The sequence below is a fragment of the Tenacibaculum sp. UWU-22 genome (genome assembly GCF_041021355.1).
Taxonomy (GTDB): Bacteria; Bacteroidota; Bacteroidia; order Flavobacteriales; family Flavobacteriaceae; genus Polaribacter.
On record NZ_JBFNGP010000004.1, the window covers coordinates 209,292 to 226,704 of the forward strand.

10 protein-coding genes and 1 other RNA gene are annotated in these 17,413 nt (G+C 32.8%); 7 read left to right on the plus strand and 4 right to left on the minus strand.

Annotated elements, in window-relative coordinates; genetic code table 11:
* The first annotated feature begins 112 nt into the window (after positions 1 to 112).
* Positions 113 to 3,820 (plus strand): phosphoribosylformylglycinamidine synthase, encoded by a 3,708-nt coding sequence (gene purL, locus AB2B44_RS08600; protein WP_369049170.1) that lies wholly within the window; start codon positions 113 to 115, stop codon positions 3,818 to 3,820.
* A 38-nt stretch (positions 3,821 to 3,858) separates the two neighbouring features.
* Here purL and AB2B44_RS08605 read toward each other — a convergent pair whose 3' ends face one another.
* Entirely contained in the window at positions 3,859 to 6,309 is a 2,451-nt protein-coding gene (locus AB2B44_RS08605) for a carboxypeptidase regulatory-like domain-containing protein (protein WP_369049171.1), read from the minus strand.
* Between the two features lie 5 nt (positions 6,310 to 6,314).
* The gene (locus AB2B44_RS08610) at positions 6,315 to 8,015 is read right to left on the minus strand and encodes a M23 family metallopeptidase (protein WP_369049172.1); all 1,701 of its coding nucleotides are present in this window, start codon (positions 8,013 to 8,015) and stop codon (positions 6,315 to 6,317) included.
* Positions 8,016 to 8,162: 147 nt separating this feature from the next.
* On the opposite strand from AB2B44_RS08610, the gene AB2B44_RS08615 reads away from it, so the two are divergent.
* The 4 genes from AB2B44_RS08615 to rny all read left to right on the plus strand — a co-directional run bounded on the left by AB2B44_RS08615 (position 8,163) and on the right by rny (position 10,552).
* A complete protein-coding gene (locus tag AB2B44_RS08615) occupies positions 8,163 to 8,453 on the plus strand; it encodes a hypothetical protein (RefSeq protein ID WP_369049173.1) in 291 nt (96 codons plus the stop codon).
* Positions 8,454 to 8,467: 14 nt separating this feature from the next.
* Entirely contained in the window at positions 8,468 to 8,761 is a 294-nt protein-coding gene (locus tag AB2B44_RS08620; RefSeq protein ID WP_369049174.1) for a cell division protein ZapA, read from the plus strand.
* A gap of 52 nt (positions 8,762 to 8,813) precedes the next feature.
* Positions 8,814 to 8,938, plus strand: a non-coding RNA gene (gene ssrS / locus AB2B44_RS08625) — 6S RNA.
* Between the two features lie 48 nt (positions 8,939 to 8,986).
* A complete protein-coding gene (gene rny / locus AB2B44_RS08630) occupies positions 8,987 to 10,552 on the plus strand; it encodes a ribonuclease Y (RefSeq protein ID WP_369049175.1) in 1,566 nt (521 codons plus the stop codon).
* A gap of 93 nt (positions 10,553 to 10,645) precedes the next feature.
* Here rny and AB2B44_RS08635 read toward each other — a convergent pair whose 3' ends face one another.
* Entirely contained in the window at positions 10,646 to 11,827 is a 1,182-nt protein-coding gene (locus AB2B44_RS08635) for a DUF4105 domain-containing protein (RefSeq protein ID WP_369049176.1), read from the minus strand.
* A gap of 4 nt (positions 11,828 to 11,831) precedes the next feature.
* Positions 11,832 to 12,902: a PorV/PorQ family protein gene (locus tag AB2B44_RS08640; protein WP_369049177.1), complete on the minus strand. Its 1,071-nt coding sequence runs from the start codon at positions 12,900 to 12,902 to the stop codon at positions 11,832 to 11,834.
* A 686-nt stretch (positions 12,903 to 13,588) separates the two neighbouring features.
* On the opposite strand from AB2B44_RS08640, the gene AB2B44_RS08645 reads away from it, so the two are divergent.
* Together AB2B44_RS08645 and AB2B44_RS08650 are read left to right on the plus strand one after the other, a co-directional pair.
* Positions 13,589 to 15,334: an amidohydrolase gene (locus AB2B44_RS08645; protein ID WP_369049178.1), complete on the plus strand. Its 1,746-nt coding sequence runs from the start codon at positions 13,589 to 13,591 to the stop codon at positions 15,332 to 15,334.
* A 185-nt stretch (positions 15,335 to 15,519) separates the two neighbouring features.
* Positions 15,520 to 17,259, plus strand: a complete 1,740-nt coding sequence (locus AB2B44_RS08650; RefSeq protein WP_369049179.1) for an amidohydrolase — start codon at positions 15,520 to 15,522, stop codon at positions 17,257 to 17,259.
* Positions 17,260 to 17,413 lie beyond the last annotated feature (154 nt).

Genomic DNA, 17,413 nt, shown 5'->3' on the forward strand with positions numbered 1-17,413 from the left:
ACTATCTAAAAACACCTTGATAAATCTTTAAAATTTCGCTCTTTTCGTACTGCTATTTCACTGAAAAAAAGTAAATTTGTGCTTTCGAAAAACACTCAAAATCAACTGCGAAATGATTCATTTTTTTGGAAACGCAAGCAACATCGTTTTTGCCGTTCAAACAACAAAAGAATTACCACAAAAAACAATTTCTAAACTTACTTGGTTATTTGGTAACCAGCCTAAAATAAATACGGCGTCTATCGACGCCTTTTTTGTTGGCCCAAGAGCTGCCATGATTACTCCTTGGAGCACCAATGCTGTAGAAATTACCCAAAACATGGGTATTACTGATATTATTCGAATCGAAAAATTTAAAGCTGTAACAGGTGATTTTTCTGATTTTGACCCCATGATTTCGCAAAAATTCAAAGGCTTACATCAAAATACTTTTACTATTGATATTGAGCCCGAACCAATTTTAGAAATTGACAACATTGCTGCCTATAACGAACAGGAAGGATTAGCGTTAAGCAATGAAGAAATCACCTATTTAGAGCAAGTAGCCGCTAAAATTGGCAGAAAATTAACCGATAGTGAAGTCTTTGGGTTTTCACAAGTAAACTCAGAACACTGTCGCCATAAAATTTTTAACGGTACGTTTATAATTGATGATCAAGAAATGCCATCATCATTATTTAAACTTATCAAAGAAACGTCAAAACAAAATCCTAATGACATTGTTTCTGCCTATAAAGATAACGTGGCTTTTGTTAAAGGTCCAAAAATAGAACAGTTTGCTCCTAAAAGTGCTGACAAACCTGATTTTTACGAAACTAAAGAGTTCGAATCGGTTATCTCTTTAAAAGCCGAAACCCATAACTTTCCTACCACTGTTGAACCCTTTAATGGTGCTGCCACAGGTTCTGGAGGTGAAATTCGTGACAGATTGGCTGGTGGAAAAGGGTCATTACCTTTAGCAGGAACAGCTGTTTACATGACTTCGTATTCACGTTTAGAAAAAGACCGTCCATGGGAAAAGGCAATGGATGAACGAGAGTGGCTATACCAAACGCCTATGGATATTTTAATTAAAGCATCTAACGGAGCCTCTGATTTTGGTAATAAATTTGGACAACCATTAATTTGTGGATCGGTATTAACTTTTGAGCATAACGAGCAAAGCGACAATAAAAACACATCAGCTCGAAAACTTGGTTTTGATAAAGTAATTATGCAAGCAGGTGGAGTTGGATATGGCAAAAAAGACCAAGCCATTAAAGAAACCCCTCAAGAAGGTGACAAAATTGTTATTTTAGGAGGCGACAACTATCGCATTGGTATGGGAGGCGCAGCTGTTTCATCGGCAGATACTGGTGAATTTTCAACAGGAATAGAACTAAACGCTATACAACGTTCTAATCCTGAAATGCAAAAACGTGCTGCCAATGCTATTCGTGGCATGGTAGAAAGTAATGAAAATTATATTGTTTCAATTCACGATCACGGTGCAGGTGGTCATTTAAATTGCTTATCTGAATTGGTTGAAGATACTGGCGGAAAAATTGACTTAGATAAATTGCCTGTAGGAGACCCCACCTTATCAGACAAAGAAATTATAGGCAACGAATCGCAAGAACGTATGGGTTTAGTAATTGCCGAAAAACATATTAATACCCTACATAAAATTGCTGAACGCGAACGTTCTCCAATGTATACCGTTGGCGATGTAACAGGTGATCATCGTTTTACTTTTGAGTCTAAAACCAATGGTGACAAACCAATGGATTTAGATTTAAATGATATGTTTGGCAGTTCACCTAAAACAATTATAGTTGACAAAACGGTTGATAGAAATTACGCAGCAGTTAATTATTCAAAAGAAAATTTTAATACCTATTTAGCTCACGTTTTACAATTAGAAGCGGTTGCATGTAAAGATTGGTTAACCAATAAGGTAGACCGTTGTGTAGGCGGAAAGGTTGCTAAACAACAATGTGTTGGAGCATTACAACTACCATTAAACAACGTGGGGGTGATGGCCTTAGACTATAAAGGAAAAGAAGGAATTGCTACTACCATTGGGCACTCTCCTATTTCAAGCTTAATAGACCCTGAAGCAGGAAGTAAAAATTCGATTGCCGAAGCCTTAACCAACATTATATGGGCTCCATTAAAAAATGGTTTACAATCAGTGTCATTATCTGCTAACTGGATGTGGCCTTGTAAAAATGAAGGTGAAGATGCTCGTTTATACACTGCTGTAAAAGCAGTATCTGATTTTGCTATTGATTTAGGAATCAATATTCCTACAGGAAAAGATTCTTTATCAATGAAACAAAAATATCCAAATGAAGAAGTAATTTCTCCAGGCACTGTGGTTATTTCAGCCGCTGCAAACTGTAACGATATTACAAAAGTAATTGAACCCGTTTTACAGTTAAATAAAGGAGCTATTTATTATATTAATTTTTCACAAGATAACTTTAAATTAGGAGGCAGTTCGTTTGCTCAAATAGTAAACAAAATAGGTAACACTACGCCTAATATAACAAATAATACGTTTTTTAAATCTGCATTTAACATCGTACAAAACTTAATTAACAACGATAAAATTGTTGCTGGACACGATATTGCTTCTGGTGGGTTAATCACTACCTTATTAGAAATGTGTTTTGCTGATATAAATATAGGTGCTAACATAGATTTATCAACTCTGAATGAAGCAGATAGTATAAAACTATTATTTGCTGAAAATGCAGGAATTGTTTTTCAAGCGACAGATAACTCGGTAGAGCAAATTTTAACCAATAACAATATTGAATTCTTTAAAATTGGTTCAGTAATCGAGTCTGACCGATTAAATATTAAAAATGGTTCAGATATTTTTGCTTTATCAATTGCTGAATTAAGAGATACTTGGTATAAAACCTCGTATTTATTAGATAATAAACAAACTGCAAATGGATTAGCTAAAAACAGATTTGACAACTTTAAAAACCAACCTTTACAATACACTTTTCCATCTCATTTCACTGGAAAATTGGCTGATGTAATAAATATTAAAAACAAAACGCAATCAAGACCAAAAGCCGCCATTATTCGAGAAAAGGGTTCTAACTCTGAGCGCGAAATGGCAAATGCTATGTATTTAGCTGGTTTTGATGTAAAAGACGTACACATGACCGACTTAATATCGGGGCGTGAAACTTTAGAAGATATTCAATTTATTGGTGCCGTTGGTGGTTTTTCTAATTCCGACGTATTAGGTTCTGCTAAAGGATGGGCGGGTGCATTTTTATATAACGAAAAAGCTAATACCGCTTTAAAAAACTTTTTTGAGCGAGAAAACACCCTATCGGTAGGTATATGTAACGGGTGTCAACTATTTATGGAATTAGAATTAATTAATCCAGAACATACCGAACATGGAAAAATGTTATACAACGATTCTAATAAGCATGAAAGCTCGTTTACTTCAGTAAAAATTAAAGAAAACAACTCTGTTATGTTAGGTAATTTAGCAGGGACAGAACTAGGGGTTTGGATTTCTCATGGAGAGGGTAAATTTAGACTACCTGAAACAGAAGAAAATTACAATATTGTTGCTAAGTATAGTTATGAGGGGTACCCTAACAACCCTAATGGTTCCGATTATAATACAGCAATGTTATGTGATAAAACTGGACGCCATTTAGTAACAATGCCACACATAGAACGTTCAACTTTTCAGTGGAATTGGGCTCACTATCCAAAAAACCGACAAGACGAAGTTTCTCCTTGGTTAGAAGCTTTTGTTAATGCAAGAAAATGGATTGAAGAAAAAAATAAAAAAGCTTAAACTATAGCTATCACTATAGTTTAAGCTTTAAAAATAATTTAAAATTTCATAGAAATTTTACAATTTAAAACACGACCAGTCATATAATTAGGAATACCGTATTGCCGTTTAGAATAAGAATCACGAACCCATGTATTGGTAATTGCATTTTGCATATCAAATAAATTAAAAATTTCTAAACCTAATGTAAACTCTTTAAAACTATTAAAAAAGTTTATAGTGCTTTGTTTAGAGGCGTCTTTAAAAATATACGAAATACCCACATCTGCTCTACTGTAATCTTTTAACCTATTTTGGTACTGGTAAGAATCGGCATAAGCAGGTGCTCCTCCAGGCACTCCTGTATTGTAGACCAAATTTAAATGAGCTTTTAAATCTGGTAAATTAGGCACATAGTCTTGAAATAAAATTCCTAATTTTATACGTTGATCGGTAGGTCGAGCAATATAACCGCGATTATTGTTGTTTTCTTCTGTTTTTAAAAATCCTAAACTTACCCAACTATCATTACCAGGTACAAATTCGCCATTTAAACGAAGATCAATACCATAAGCATAAGCAACAGAGGTATTATCGGCTTTATAACGAATGCGAACATTATCAACTGTATAAGCATTAACATCAAACAAATTTTTATAATATGCCTCGGCGGTAAGTTTAAAAGGTCTTTCCCACATTGAAAAACTATAATCATTGCCCAATACCACATGAATCGATTTTTGTGCCTTTACTGCCAAATTTACATGCCCATTGTCATCTCTTAGTTCTTTATAAAAAGGTGGTTGCGAATACCATCCACCAGATATTCTAAAAAGCATATCTTTTTTCCAATCTGGTTTTATCGCAAATTGTGCTCGTGGACTAAAAATAAGTTGAGGTGTTGTGGTTAGCGTATTGTTAGTTACAACCCAACGTTGCGCCCTTGCACCTAAATTCATCCAAATTTGATGGTTTTTCCAATCTGTTTTTCTACTAAACTGAACAAATCCTGAAAGTCTATCAATAACTACTTGATTTGTTTTTCTAATATTTTTAAAGGGTTCTATAGGGCCTGTAAAAGGCTCATACGGTTGGTGATTTAGTATGTTTTTATTGGGTGGTCGAATAGCAAAACCAATCGAATCAATCATTTCCCATTCTCTAATTCTATCTTTATTATTTTCGTTTTGATATTTCACTCCAGCCTCCCATTGGTTGGTTCCATTTTTTAAAACTGCTCGTATTTGTACATTAGATATAAGGGCATCTAAATCATTACGAGCATGATTAAGTTGAGACCCTACTCCATTATAAAATTGTACTTCGCCAAAATTTTCAGAACCAACTGATGTATTAACTTCTCCGAGATTATATGACGCTGCAATATCAAAATATTCTTGTTCTTGAGTGTTAAAATTGGAAACTGTACTGATAATCTTTACATTTTCATTCACCTTAAAATCAGCCGATAAAGCTCCAAATAACGTTCGGTAAGTATCTTTTTCTTGCCCCTTATAAAACACAACAAGTTCTAACGGATTTACAAGAGTGCCAAAACGGGTTCTTCTAGTTAAGGGTTTGTAATTATAATCATTAACAGAGGTATTAGCTAAAAAGTTTAACGAAAATTGTTTATTAAATTTATACGATAAATAAGCCTGTAAATCAACAAATCGAGGTTTAAAATTTACTTCTGTTTGTTTATGGTTTACAAACAAACTATTGTTGCGATAACGAATACCTAAAATGGCGCTTAGCTTATTGTTAAACAATTGATTTTCTACAGTAGCACTTATACCTAATAAACTTAAATCTAATTGCGCCTTAAACTCGGTGGGTTTTCGATAGGTAATATCTAAAACCGATGACAATTTATCGCCATATTTCGATTGAAACCCACCTGCAGAAAAATTAATATTTTGTATTAAATGAGGGTTTATAAAACTAAGTCCTTCTTGTTGCCCTGACCGAATTAAAAATGGGCGATAAACTTCTATTCCGTTTACATATACTAAGTTTTCATCAAAATTACCCCCTCTAACATTGTATTGTGTACTTAATTCATTGGTGTTATTTACACCTGGAAGCGTCATTAATACATTTTCAACCCCTGCATTCGCTCCTATTAAATTAACTGCCTTTTTTACATCAATCTTGGTGATTCCTTGTGCTTCTTTTTCTTGATTTTTAATTAATATTTCTTTTAATTCTTTATTCTTAACAAGTAATACAGCATTAAAGTTAAATGTTCGCGTGCTTCTTGCCGTAAATTTTTGGGTAATTGTTTTATACGATAAATGGGTAAACGTTACTTTAACGGTTTTTAAAAGTGGAATTGTAAATTGATACTCCCCTTTTTTATTCGTTGTAGTACCTTGATCTAAATACGTTATAGCAACATTTTCTATAGGATTATTAAATTCATTTACAACTACGCCTTTTACTATAGCTGTTTTTTGCGAAAAAAGGGTTAGCGGTAATAATAAAAAAAATAATACACTATGTTTCAAAATACCTATTTTCTAAAAAACGTTACTGAAATATTTTTAGTATTTCCTACATTATCAGAAACCGCAAGTTTAAATACATGTTTGCTACCAACCAATTTTTTATCATTAAAATCATATGTTAAAATTCCTTTTTTATGGTTGTATTCCATTAAAACCCATTGATTATCAATAGTTGCTCTATAAATATCTATACCTGAATCTGAATCGGTTATTTTTACTTTCAAATTATTTAATTTCGACACCCATTGATTATTTTTAAAATTAACCAAAGTTATGGTTGGGCTTTGAGTATCTGATTTTAAAGTATAACTACCTAAGTTTTTAACTAACGTATACATAATGTTTTCTTTTTTTCGAGTAGTTACATAATATGAACTATTTTTTTTAGTTACGTTAGCAATATACAATTGTTTTTTTTGACTTTCTGAATAGTTAGAAACATCAAAGGTTAAAGTATAACTTTTATCTAAAGGAATTGTAGGTTCATGAATTTTAGCAATATTATCAGCGACTTCAAAATCTAAATAACAATCTTCATAAAATGTATTTTTAGGAAATGCCACTGTAACATTTTTTTGTTTAAACTTAGTAAAGTTTTTTGCCGTAATTTTATATGGCGTAGTATCTTTTGTTTTAAACAAAAGAGTAGTTTCTACTCCTTTAATGGGTATTTTTACAGTGGATGTGTTTCCTTTAAAATCTTTAGCTATAATTTCTACTTGATAACTAGCTCCATTTTCAATTTTTAATTTTCCGTTATTAATCAAGTTTTTATATATACTTAATTTATTACTGTTGGTTTTATAGGTTTTTTGTATTCGATTACGATATTTTGCAAAATACGAATAGTCTATTAACAAATTAATATACTTACTCTCTTGAAATGAAAAAGTTTCTACATTGTGATAATACATAGGTAATCCGTTAACTTTCATTTCTAAACTATAAATTCCGTTATGGTTTGGAGCGCCATTTAATTGATCAAAAACATCAACTCCAAAACCGATAACCCCACTTGCCATTATTCTATCTCCAACATAAGTATTATTACCTATATTTTTAATGGGTATAATTGTTTTTGTTGCTGTGCTATTAATACGAGCATCATTACTTAACGGATATACCATTAATTTCTTAAAAACAGGTGCCTTGGTGTCTGTTGGTTTTACACCAAAAAACATAGGGTTAATCACTTTTTCTGATTTGGTGTTTCTAATTTCAAAATGTAAATGAGGCCCGCCAGAACTTCCCGTATCGCCCGTATAAGCAATTACCTGCCCCTTCTTTATTCTAAATTTTTCTGGACCAAAAAAAAGGTTTCCTGTATCATAACTCTGTTTTCGATACTGAACTTTTTTAATATAGGCTTGAATGGGTGCTGCAAACCTACTTAAATGAGCATATACCGTTGTATAACCATTAGGGTGCGTAATGTAAAGCGCTTTTCCGTACCCCCATTGCGAAACTTTAATACGTGATATGTAACCATCTGCTGGAGCATATACTTTTAAACCCTCTTTACCTAATGTTTTAATATCTAACCCCGAATGAAAATGATTTGCACGCAATTCACCAAAAGTTCCAGCTAAAGTAATCGGTATTTTTAATGGGCTACTAAAATAATGTTGAGGATACTGTTGTTGACTGTATGTTAAAAGCGAAACGAATAAAAAAGCTAAAAATAAAAAGTACTTAAATTTTCTCATAATTATAGAACGAATGTAGTAAAAATGTACTAAAACTATACCAAAATTAGAAAGTTAATGTTGGGGTATTGAACAAAAAGAAAAAAATAGTTGTATATCTAAAACAGATTATTAACTTTGTTGTTATAGTTTATTCTTGAAATAACAATGAGTAATACTTTGAAAGCAATTCATTTACTGGAAGATAAGTTAAAAAACTTATTAACCAACTATGAATTTCTACAAAAAGAAAATAAGGCACTAGTTAAAAACAATACCGAATTACAGTTTTTATTACAAGAAAAAGAGCAACGATTAAATAAACAACAAGAACAATATGAGTTGTTGAAAGTTGCTAAAACTATAGAAGGTAGTAAAGAAAATACGAGAAATACAAAACTCAAGATAAATGCTTTAATTCGAGAGATTGATAAATGTATCATTCAATTGAGTAAGTAAAAAGTTCATTAGTAGTGGCAAAGTTAAAGGTAAATGTTGTAATTGCTGGCAGATCATATCCCTTAAGTGTAAACAATACACAAGAAGAAGAAGGAATGCGAAAAGCGGCAAAAAACATTAACGCATTAATTGCAAAATTTGAAGAAAATTATGCCGTTAATGATAAGCAAGATGTATTGGCTATGTGCGCTTTACAATTTGCTTCTAAAGCTGAAATAACTTCGCTACAAACAACCGAAACAACTACTGAAGCATTAGAAAAAATTAATAAATTAACCCAAATGGTTAGTTATTATTTAGAAAAATAAGTTCTTTAAAATAAAATTATATTACTGCCTACATTAATATATTGTTTGTTAAACTCAACACTATTCAATTAAAAAGGATAAGTCTTGATTAGGAAAGCAAGCCGAAGGTAACATTTTTGTTACCTTAAACGGATCCTTGATAAATCAGTTAGTCCTAAACTTGTTTTTTCGGAGTTTTTGAAACCCTATTAATGTAGGCTTTTTTTATACAAATAAATTAAAATCATGAATGGAATAATACTTCCTGTTTTAGCAGGAATACTAGGAGTAGGAATAGGTTTTTTTATTGCGAAAATGATAGAAAAATCAGCTGCAAATAAACTTATACAAGAAACACAAAAACAAGCAAACACAATATTAAAAGAAGCAAAGGTAGAGGCTGATGCCATTAAAAAAGATAAAATTTTACAAGCCAAAGAAAAATTTATAGAACTAAAGGCAGAGCATGAAAAAGTAATTCTTTCTCGCGAAAAAAAGATTGGCGAAGTAGAAAAGCGAACACGCGATAAAGAATCGCAAATATCTTCGCAACTCGATAAAAACAAAAAACTTAATCACGCTTTAGAACAAAAAGAAAATGACTTTAATAAAAAATTAGATTTTTTAGAAAAAAAAGAAACTGAGTTAAAAAAGAAACATAAACAACAGGTCGACCTATTAGAACAAATATCTGGTTTATCTGCCAATGAAGCAAAAACACAATTAGTAGCCTCATTAAAAGATGAAGCAAAAACCGATGCTATGGCTTACGTTCAAGAAATGGTAGAAGAAGCCAAACTTACTGCCGAACAAGAAGCCCGAAAAGTAGTATTAGGCACTATTCAAAGAGTAGGTATAGAACAAGCTATAGAAAACTGTGTATCTGTTTTTAACCTCGAATCTGACGATGTAAAAGGTAGAATTATTGGTCGCGAAGGGCGAAACATTCGTGCTTTAGAAGCTGCAACAGGAGTTGAAATTATTGTTGACGATACACCTGAAGCTATTATTCTTTCTTGTTTTGACCCTGTACGTAGAGAAATAGCTCGTTTATCCATGCATAAATTAGTTACCGATGGTAGAATTCATCCAGCTCGTATTGAAGAAGTGGTAAATAAAACCGAGAAACAAATTCAACAAGAAATTATTGAAGTTGGTAAACGTACTATTATTGACTTAGGAATTCACGGTTTACACCCTGAACTTATAAAAATTGTTGGACGAATGAAATACCGTTCTTCTTACGGTCAAAATTTATTACAACACTCACGCGAAGTTGCCAACCTTTGTGGTATTATGGCGGCAGAAATGGGTATTAATGCTAAAGCAGCTAAACGAGCAGGTTTACTTCATGATATTGGTAAAGTACCCGATACCGAAAGTGAACTACCTCATGCTTTACTAGGTATGCAATGGGCAGAAAAATTTGGTGAAAAACCAGATATTTGTAATGCTATTGGTGCTCACCACGACGAAATAGAAATGAAAAGTTTAATTGCTCCAATTGTACAAGTATGTGATGCTATTTCGGGGGCTAGACCCGGTGCACGCCGTCAAGTATTAGACAGCTATATACAACGTTTAAAAGATTTAGAAAATATTGCTTTTGAATTTAATGGTGTACAAAAAGCATATGCTATTCAAGCAGGTAGAGAATTACGAGTTATGGTTGAAAGCGGAAAAGTTAACGACACCAAAGCCGCTGAATTATCGTTTAACATCTCTCAAAAAATTCAAAACGATATGACATATCCTGGACAGGTAAAAGTTACCGTAATTCGAGAAACAAGAGCGGTAAATGTTGCCAAGTAAAAGCATCTAATTTAAATATTGAATACAATAACAATATAAAAAAAGCAGAAATCATAATTATGATTTCTGCTTTTTTTAGCTTTACAGTTTAGGTTAATTTATTAAGGCTTTACTTTTAAAAAGAAATAAGTATCTAATTAAAAGTAATGCATAAATAGGTAACAAACACCAACTAAACACTTGTATTTTTAATATCCATATCAATATCATTGCCACCAACATTATTAGTAATAACCCAATATATTTTTGTAACCATTGCGGTTTATTTTTCTTAAACAGTAAAAAACCAACTACCACATTAGGTGCAAATGCCCATAAAAAATTTAAATTATTTGGGGTGGCAGAATGAGAGGTAAAAAACCACATAAAAACAACAATAACCCCTACTATTCCTGTTAAAAAAAACAGCAAAAAATCAAACCATACTGTCTCTTTTTTGTTTTTATAATCGCGATAGGTAAAAAACAAACCCAGCACCAATAAAACAGTAAAAATTAAAAGCGGACTAATCGTATCGCTTTTAAGAGGTGGTTCTTTAAAATCTAAAATGGTACGTGATTCTTTAACCAATTTTTTAGGTTGATTTTCTATAAAAACCGTTGCATTTTTAAATGATTCATAAACGTATTTAGGCAAAAACATGTAAGCCATAGCTTCCACTTTTTTATCAAGCTTACAACCCGATATTAAATTAAGCCCTAAGCCCCCCCAAGTATTCCAATATACTTCTTGGTTCATTAACTGTCTAAGCGATTTATTTTGCTTGACAAAATCAGTCGAAAAAGTAACCTTGTCGCCTAATATCGAAGTAGTAACATCGCGCATTTTAGTAGCGCAATTATTAAAAAATGGATCGTATAGATAATTTGCATTTTCAGGCTTAGCGTTATTGTATAAATACATAAAAAACTGTTGCCGCTCTTGTTCAGTAAGATTTAAAACCTGCTCTTTAACCCAACGTTTATCTCTTGTATAATCTTCTTTAAAATATCGAAACGGATAGCCTACTAGCTTATAAATTAATTTTCCTTTAAAAAAATTGGTATAAAAATTAGGCGCATTAAAATCAAAGATTCCATAATTATAAATTAAATCTAAACCTAAAACAGGATCTTTTACTCGAATAGCAGAGTGCCCAAATTTTTCATAAAGTTTTTTACCTGGGCCAACTGTTACAATACTTATTTTCGAAAAAGTAGATAACTGTACCGTCTGGCTTACACTTATTTTTACAGATAAGAGTACTATACAAAATAAAAAATATTTTTTTTTCATCGAATTATGGTCTAAAGAAACTATAGTCTATTTTTAAAGAAAAAATGTTTGAATATAAGGCATTACCTATACTTCCAATATTTGTTAAGGCATAATCTAGCTGAATTCCTCGATATTTAAATCCAATCCCAAAATTAGGCTGTACCGAAAGTGATTTATTATTGTTAAATGTGGTGGTGTTTTGAAAATTACCAATTCCAACTCGCAAAAATGCAAAATTATCATAATTTAACTGAAACCCTAAAGCGGGATCAATACTTAAAATTTCGGTAGCAATAATGTCGTTTGTTTTAGCAAAACGCATGTTTAAATCAACTTCGGCAAGTAAGTTAAAAAATCGCCCTAGTTCAAATATTCTTGCTGCTCCTAATTGTAATTTAGGCTTGGTAATTTCAGTAGTTTGTGGTAAGTCTTGATTTTGATTAGCTACAGCATCTTTAATTTTTTCATATTCAACCTCATCGATATGCCAAGTATTAAAAGTGGTTGTAATATCTCTAACCATTAGCCCTAATTTCCATCTATTTTGTTCAAATTGAATACCTGCATCAAAACCAAATCCCCACGAAGTGGCAAACTCACCTATAATTCTTCTAATAATTTTTGCATTAGCACCAAAAGCTATATTCTTAAAAATTGATTTTCGAGCATAACCAAAGGTAACCGCATAATCGGCGGCAGAAAATAAACTAATATTATTGTAGTTTATATTTCCATCGCTATCAATAAGTTGTGTGGTATTTAAAATATCATCTACTCCAAATCTAATAAGTGAAAAACCAACCGCACTTTGCTCATCTATCGGCATTGCAAAAGCAGCATAATCATAATTAGCAATATTAGCAAAATACGATGCATGCATTAAGGCCCCTTGATAGTCTTGAACAGATAACAACCCTGCAGGATTCCAATAAACTGCATTTACATCATTCGTTGTAGCTACTACTGTTTTACTCATTGCTAAGGCTGCAGCATCTACCCCTATGTTTAAAAATTCGTTTGAATAATTACGAAAAGCTTGCCCATTTATATAAATAGAAAATAACAGTATAAATAAAGAAGTGACTTTTTTCAATTTAAAATAAATTAGAAAAACAAATATCTTAATTCTAATTAAAATAACCCTTGTTTTATGTATTTATTGTTTACCGATAAACAAGTTACGCCGTATCATATTTATTTAAAGTAACACGAATAGTTTTATAAAAATATTTTTTATTGTTTATGTAAAAAAAAAATATTAAGTTTATGCAATTATTATTTACACAACTTACATTTTAGTTATATATCAAAAAATAGAATTAAATTTTACTTATAATAAAATTTAATTTTGTTTGTGTTTTTTTATGATATGATTGTTTGTTAAACAACATTATAAAAAACTATATATAACAAGAACTAATGTTAATTGTAAGTGTGGTAATTGTTTCTTATCAGTCAGTATCTGACAATCAGTCTCAAACATTCTTTTACAATTAAAACATAATCGTTATAGAAGTTCTAGAACCTGCTCTATAAGAATTATTTAGTAAACAAAAATGGAAAAAATTGCTTTTTGTAAGTGCACAGAAAATAAATTGAATGCATAAAATAAATCGACTTACAAAGAAAATTTTTACTCAAACTAAAAAATAAGCTAGTTTAATCATATTTGATAAAAATTAGCTGAAAAATAGTAAGCCTTATTACAATGTTTATGAAATAAGGATAACTGAAACCATTAAAATTTTTTTATGTCAAACCAATTAATCAAAAAAAACTATGAAAAAAGCAGTCTTATTAATTACATTATCTTTTCTGTTTATCACTTGTAGTAGCAATAAAAAACAGAATCCAACAGCAGAATCCAATGATAACGCTATCAAATTATATCATGGTGGTGACATCATAACCATGGAGGGAGAAGAGCCACAATACGTAGAGGCTATTGTTACAGACAATGATAAAATAGCTTTTGTAGGCACCTTAAAAGATGCGGAGAGTAAATACCCTAAAGCCTCTAAGAAAAACCTCTACGGGCACACCTTGCTTCCTGCATTTATTGACGGACATGGACACATGATGCAAACAGCCGTTTTAGGGAGTATGATGGCGAATATTATGCCTCCGCCTGATGGATCGGTAAAGAATTTTGACAAATTAATTCAAGTGATGAATGATTGGAAAAACACTGATGATGGTAAATCTTTTATCAAAGAAACAGGATGGATAGTGGGAAATGGATATGATGATTCTCAATTAGATGAAAAAGACCACCCAACCGCTGACATTTTAGACAAAATTAGTACCGATGTTCCTGTATTAGTGCTTCACCAATCTGGTCATCTATCGTCTATCAATCATAAGGCTATGGAGGTTTTAGGGCTCAATGAAAACACCCCTAACCCTTCAGGAGGTCATAGACGTAAATTACCTGATGGAAAATTGAGTGGAGTGTTAGAAGAAAATGCGAACATCCCAGTCATACTTACTGTCATTGGCAAGATATCAACAGATTTTATGCTAGATAAAGCGATGATGGTTCAAAACAAATATATGAGCTATGGTTACCTTACGGTACAAGATGGACGTACCGCTCCTCAAGAATTAGTTTGGTTAAAAGCCATGGCAGACCAAAAGAAATTTGTTGTAGAAGTAGCCGCCTATCCCGATATGACTATGAGCCCAGATGAAAAATTAGTGGATTATATCTATCCTAATAAAGCTTATGTAAACAATTTTAGAATAGCTGGGGTGAAACTTACATTAGATGGTTCTCCACAAGGGAAAACGGCATGGTTGACCCACGCTTACCATACACCTCCTACTGGAGAAGACCATACCTATGCTGGTAGACCGATTATGAGCGATGAAAAATCTATAGCATATGTGAAGAGAGCCTTTAAAAACAAATGGCAAATACTTTGTCATACCAATGGAGATGCTGCTACTGACCAATACATGCGTTCAATCAAAGCTGCACAAGAAGAGTTTGGTTACGATGATCATCGTACAGTAATTGTTCATGGACAAACGATGAGAGAAGACCAGTTAAAAACCGCTGCCGACTTAGGTTGTTATATTACCTTTTATCCTGCACACACCTTCTATTGGGGCGATTGGCATGTAGAGTCGGTATTAGGTCACCCTCGAGCTGATTACATATCTCCTACCCACGATGCCGTTTATAAATATGGTATCAATATTACTTCGCACCACGATTCACCTGTAATACCTTGTAACTCGATGCGTGTACTCGATGCTACCGTAAATAGAGTAACAAGAAGCGGATATGTGTTAGGCCCAGACCAAAGATTGACCGTGTTTGATGGATTAAGAACCCTAACCATATGGGCTGCGAACCAGTATTTTGAAGAAAACAAAAAAGGAACATTATCTGTGGGTAAAGTTGCCGACTTGGTAATTTTAGATAAAAATCCATTAAAAGTAGATCCTTTAAAAATACACACTATTACCATAGATGAGTCTATCAAAAAAGGGAGAAGCGTGTATAAAAAAAATAAGTAATTCCTTTTAATACAAACAAAAGAAAGGATGAGCAATAAAGATTGGGGAGCTCCTTTTTCGGAGTTTTTATAAAACCGGATAGCTCTAAAAGAGCTTCCCTATTTTCAATTGAGTAAAAATTATTTTAAAATAATATAAATACCAAATAACATCTAAACTACTAATCATTACAAAAACCCTAAACCATGAAAAAATTATTAATAATTCTTCCTATTTTACTATTGTTTATCACTTGTAATAGCAATAAAAAACAGAATTCAACAACAGAATCCAATGATAACGCTATCAAATTATATCATGGTGGTGACATCATAACCATGGAGGGAGAAGAGCCACAATACGTAGAGGCTATCGTTACAGACAATGACAAAATAGCTTTTGTAGGCACCTTAAAAGATGCGGAGAGTAAATACCCTAAAGCCTCTAAGAAAAACCTCAATGGGAAGACCATGTTTCCAGCGTTTATCGATGGTCATAGTCATTTCGTGCAAAATGCCATAATGGGGATGCTGGCTAATATTATGCCTCCTCCTGATGGCCCTGGAACTAATTTTGACGAAATTGTTCGTGTTATAACTGAATGGAAAAATTCCGATTTAGGTAAAAATTTTATTAAACATACTGGTTGGATTTTAGCGAACGGTTACGATGATTCTCAACTTGAAGAACGAGACCATCCAACGGCAGATGTATTGGATAAAATTAGTACGGAATATCCTGTTATGGTTATTCACCAATCAGGGCACATCACCTCTATAAATCATAAAGCTATGGAAGTGTTGGGTCTCACTAAAGACAGCAAGGATCCAGATGGAGGTCATAGAAGGAAGGGGGCTGATGGAGAATTGACTGGTGTACTTGAAGAGAATGCCTCGATTGCAGCTGAAATGCAAGCTATGGGAAAACTCTCTCCTGAATTCTTAATGGATGCCGCTGTAAGTAATCAGGAAAAATACGCACAAAATGGTTATACTACCATTCAAGATGGTCGATCTTCTCCTATTGAGTTAAATGTACTTACAGCACTGGCAAAACAAAACAAATACTATTTAGATGTAGTTGCCTACCCAGACATAAATATGACTAAAGTGGAGGATTTTAAACCTTATATTTACCCTGATCACGCCTATAAAAATCACTTTAGAGTAGGAGGAATAAAACTCTCTTTGGATGGCTCTCCACAAGGGAAGACGGCATGGCTAACTAAGCACTATCATATACCTCCTACTGGAAAATCAAGGGATTATAAAGGGTTTCCACACATGTCAGACCAAGAGGCAACTGACTTAGTGAAACTTGCCTACAAAAACCGATGGCAAATACTTAGTCATACGAATGGTGATGCTGCGGCTGACCAATACTTAAAAGCGATTGAGGCAGCCCAAGCAGAATTTGGGTATGATGATCCGAGAACGGTCCTTGTCCATGGACAAATAATGCGTAAAGAGCAAGTACAACGAGCGGCTGATGATGGTGTATATATTACTTTTTATCCTGCACATACATTTTATTGGGGCGATTGGCATTTAGAGTCAGTATTAGGACATCCACGTGCCGATTATATTTCTCCTTGTCGTGATGCCATTGATGCGGGTATAAATATCACATCTCATAGTGATGCACCTGTAGTTCCACCCAATGCGATGAGGATGGTAGATGCACCCGTAAATAGAGTCACACGTAGTGGGTATGTTCTTGGTCCAGACCAACGCATTACCGTCTATGAAGGTATGCAATCCTTGACAATTTGGGCTGCCAATCAATATTTTGAAGAACACCGCAAAGGTACTTTATCGGTGGGTAAACTGGCAGATTTGGTTATTTTAAACCAAAACCCTTTTAAGGTAGATCCATTGAAATTACATACTATCACCGTTTCTGAAACTATCAAAGAGGGAAAAACAGTATATAAAAGTAGTAAGTAATTCCTTTTAACACAAACAAAATAAAGGATGAGCAATAAAGATTGGGGGAGCTCCTTTTTCGGAGTTTTTATAAAATCGGATAGCTCCTTTGGAACTATCCGATTTTCAATTGAGTAAAAATTATTTTAAAATAATATAAATACCAAATAACATC